Annotated in this window: 1 protein-coding gene; it reads left to right on the forward strand. The window is 59.2% G+C overall.

Translation table 11 applies throughout. From position 1 onward, the window contains the following. Positions 1-102: 102 nt before the first annotated feature. Complete coding sequence (locus B3520_RS01310) at positions 103-552, forward strand: NfeD family protein (protein WP_286804290.1); 450 nt, start codon at positions 103-105, stop codon at positions 550-552. The last annotated feature ends 56 nt before the right edge of the window (positions 553-608 follow it).

The raw sequence follows: 608 nt of genomic DNA on the forward strand, positions 1-608 counted from the left end.
CGCTGCGCGCTAATCCGACCTACCCAAGAGCAGAGGGTGTCGTGCGCGGCGGCGGATGGTACTATGACAGCCTGAACCAATAACAACCGCACGGACGTTACTATGCTGATTACCACCTACGCATTCTGGCTATTGCTGGGCATCGCCTTGCTGCTCTCCGAGCTGTTTATCCCCGGACTGATCGCCGCCTTCTTCGGCATTGGCGCGCTACTGGTAGGCGTGCTCACGCTACTGGGCATCATCGACACCCTGGCCGCCCAACTGGCCGTCTTTACCGTGTTCAGCCTCGTGGCCCTGTTCGCTCTGCGCAAACACTTCCACCGCTGGCTACGCGGCACCGAAGCCGACCCCTCCGCCAAAGATATGGACGACGCTGGCGTCATCGGCTCCAGAGTCAAAGTCCTGACCGACTTCACCGACGGCACCGGCAGCGTGCAGCTCAACGGCGCCAAATGGGACGCCGAATCTCCCGACTCCCTGAAAATGGGTGACTCCGCGTGGGTCAGCGAACACAAAGGCATTATTTTGGTAGTCAGCGCCACCAAACCTTAAGGTCGATACGATACAGGTTTTTTATGCCACTGAGGCCCTGCAAGGAGGGAACCCTT

It is taken from the genome of Marinimicrobium sp. UBA4509, assembly GCF_002388575.1.
GTDB classification, from domain to species: Bacteria; Pseudomonadota; Gammaproteobacteria; order Pseudomonadales; family Cellvibrionaceae; genus Marinimicrobium; species Marinimicrobium koreense.